This is a genomic window from Methanolacinia paynteri, from assembly GCF_000784355.1.
Lineage (GTDB): Archaea > Halobacteriota > Methanomicrobia > Methanomicrobiales > Methanomicrobiaceae > Methanolacinia > Methanolacinia paynteri.
The window spans coordinates 1-1770 of record NZ_AXDV01000087.1; the positions used below are offsets into that span (position 1 = coordinate 1).

At 55.6% G+C, this 1770-nt stretch carries 1 protein-coding gene and 1 pseudogene; both read right to left on the minus strand.

The features are described 5' to 3' along the window. On the minus strand, window positions 1–1646 hold a 1646-nt coding region (locus METPAY_RS01800), incomplete at its 3' end, for a CoB--CoM heterodisulfide reductase iron-sulfur subunit A family protein (RefSeq protein WP_048148623.1). Window positions 1647–1659: 13 nt separating this feature from the next. Beyond that, a pseudogene (locus tag METPAY_RS15395) lies at window positions 1660–1770 on the minus strand (CoB--CoM heterodisulfide reductase subunit B); the annotation flags it as partial.

Sequence of the window (1770 nt, forward strand, 5' to 3'; positions counted from 1 at the left end):
GTCGTTGTTCCGCACGGGTTGAGCTTCGGGTGAGCCTCAAGATACCAGCCGTCCTGCGACTTCGAGATACCGAACATCTGGCGGACAGGTTCCGCGTCGGGCTTGGGCTGGATTGCAGCCGCGAGAACGACGAGGTCGCACTCAACGCTGACAGGCCTGCCGAGAAGCGTGTCCTCGGTCTTCACGATGACGTTCTTTGTCACGGGGTCTTCCTGGAGTTCGGCGACACGGCCGCGGATGAACTTCGCACCCTCGTTCTGGATACGATAGTAGAACTCCTCGTAAGCCTTGCCGAACGAACGGATATCCATATAGAAGATATAAGGCTGGCAGCCGGGGATCTTCTCCATTAACTGGTGGGCGTGCTTGAGCGAGTACATACAGCAGAACCTTGAACAGTAAGGCTTGCCGACACCGCCGGTGTTGTCACGCGAACCTGCACAGAGGACGAAGCCGACCTTCAGAGGGGTCGCACCGTCCGACGGGCGGATCATGTGGCCGCCGGTAGGTCCGGATGCACAGATCAGGCGCTCGAACTCGAGACCTGTAATAACATTCTCGTAGCGCTTGTAGCCCCATTCCCTCTTGTCCTCGATAGGTATGAGATCGTAACCGGTTGCAAGGATACAGCAGCCGACCTTGATCTTCTCGAAGGTATCGACCATGTGGAGGTCGATTGCGTTCTTCTCGACACCGCACGCATCAACACAGAGGCCACACTTAACACACGCATCGTAGTCGATCGTGTACTGCAGCGGCATGACCTGGGCGTGGTAGATGTAGATTGCCTTTCTCGGAGCCATTCCGAACTCGAACGGGTTAGGTTTGATGACAGGACAAACAGTGGCACAGTCACCGCAGCCGTTACAGCCGGAGCCTGTGACACCGTCGGCCTTCATCTCGGCCTCGTTACGGGTACCACGAGCCTTCTTCCTGAGAGTGATCTCGAAGTTGCCGATGTAACCCTCGACGTTCTCGACCTCGTGGTAGGTCCTTAGGATAATATTAGGGTGACGGCCTGCGTCCACCATCTTAGGCGTAAGGATACACTGCGAACAGTCGAGTGTAGGGAAGGTCTTGTCAAGCTGCGACATTCTGCCGCCGATTGTGGGGGTCTGCTCCACAAGGTAGGTCTTGATCCCTGCGTTTGCAAGGTCGAGTGCGGCCTGGATACCGCCGACACCTGCGCCGACGACCATTGCCGCATGTTCCACCGGAACTTCCTTCGGCTCGAGGTCCTCTAAAAGTCTTGCCTTGGCGACTGCGATTCTTACCTGGTCCTTGGCCTTGCTGGTCGCAAGGTCCCAGTCGTGCATGTGAACCCACGAGTTGTGCTCACGGATGTTGGCCATCTCGAAGCGGAACTTGTTGAGGCCTCCTTCAGCAGTTGCAACCCTGAAAGTGGGCTCGTGAAGACGTGGCGAACATGCTGCGACAACGATTCCGGTCAGGTTGTGCTCTTTGATAGCATCGATGATCTTGCTCTGGCCGGGTGTCGAACACATATACTGGTACTCGTCTGCAACGATGACGTTAGGGAGGGTTGTTGCATAATCCTTGACTGCCTGGATGTCGATCGAGCCTGCGATGTTGGTTCCGCAGTGGCAGATGAATACACCGATTCTTGGTTCCTGATTTTCAGACATTTCTTTAGCCTCCTTACAGTATCTTCTCCAGGAATGGTGTGCAGTCGATTGCATGAAGATCAAGTGCAAGCTCCTGGGGCGTCATGCCCTGGGCAAGTCCCAAAAGCTCGTTGTAGTGAAGGAC